This window comes from Bradyrhizobium sp. CCBAU 51745 (assembly GCF_028128715.1).
Classification (GTDB): Bacteria; Pseudomonadota; Alphaproteobacteria; order Rhizobiales; family Xanthobacteraceae; genus Bradyrhizobium; species Bradyrhizobium manausense.
Map to the genome: position 1 here is coordinate 1 of NZ_LBJP01000028.1, position 683 is coordinate 683.

Genomic DNA, 683 nt, shown 5'->3' on the forward strand with positions numbered 1-683 from the left:
GCTTCAAGCCCTCGCGAAGCGAGGTCGTCGCGCGCCAGCCGAGCTTGTCGAGCCTGCTGACGTCGAGCAGCTTGCGCGGCGTGCCGTCGGGCCGCGAGGTATCGTAGGAAATCTCGCCGTGATAGCCGACGATCTCCGCGACCACGCGCGCGAACTCGGCGATGGCGATGTCCTCGCCGGTGCCGATGTTGATGAGGTCGCTGCCCGAATAGGTCTTCATCAGATGCACGCAGGCATCCGCCATGTCGTCGACATAGAGGAACTCGCGCCGCGGCGTCCCCGTGCCCCAGACGACGACGCTCCTGGCGCCAGATTCTTTCGCCTCATGGAAGCGGCGGATCAGCGCGGCGACGACGTGGCTCAATTCAGGATGATAATTGTCGCCGGGGCCGTAGAGGTTGGTCGGCATTACGCTGATGAAGTCGCTGCCATATTGGCTGCGATAGGCCTCGGCCATCTTGATGCCGGCGATCTTGGCGATGGCATAGGGTTCGTTGGTCGGCTCCAGCGGACCGGTGAGCACGGCATCCTCGCGCAGCGGCTGGGCTGCCAGCTTTGGATAGATGCAGGACGAGCCCAGGAACATCAACTTCTCCGCGCCATTCGCATGCGCGGCCTGGATCACGTTCGCGGCGATCGCGATGTTGTCGTAGATGAACTCGGCGCGCAGCGTGTTGTTGGCG

The 683-nt window shown here is 63.8% G+C and carries 1 protein-coding gene; it reads right to left on the reverse strand.

Translation table 11 applies throughout. The features are described 5' to 3' along the window. Window positions 1-683 (reverse strand): GDP-L-fucose synthase family protein (locus tag XH98_RS12925; protein WP_271618808.1); only part of this gene is annotated, 683 nt, incomplete at both ends.